1 protein-coding gene is annotated in these 285 nt (G+C 63.5%); it reads left to right on the top strand.

Annotated elements, in window-relative coordinates; genetic code table 11:
- Positions 1-285: 4Fe-4S dicluster domain-containing protein (locus tag GYA94_RS26525; RefSeq protein ID WP_308936451.1), on the top strand; the 285-nt coding region annotated here is incomplete at both ends.

Genomic DNA, 285 nt, shown 5'->3' with positions numbered 1-285 from the left:
AACACGGGGCCCGCGCAAGAAAGGCGCGGATTACAAGGCCCAAGGCCTGGGCGACTGCATTGACTGCACCTTGTGCGTGCAGGTCTGCCCGACCGGCATCGACATCCGCGACGGCCTGCAGATCGAATGCATCGGCTGCGCCGCCTGCATCGATGCCTGCGACGGCATCATGGACAAGATGAACTACCCCAAAGGGCTGATCAGCTACACCACCGAGCACAACCTCTCCGGGCAGAAAACCCACCTGCTGCGGCCCCGCCTGATCGGCTACGCGCTGGTGTTGCT

Origin of the sequence: Pseudomonas juntendi, from assembly GCF_009932375.1 — a bacterium.
Lineage (GTDB): Bacteria > Pseudomonadota > Gammaproteobacteria > Pseudomonadales > Pseudomonadaceae > Aquipseudomonas > Aquipseudomonas juntendi.
Note: the sequence above shows the minus strand (reverse complement) of the source record. Positions and strands in the feature narration are given on the sequence as shown.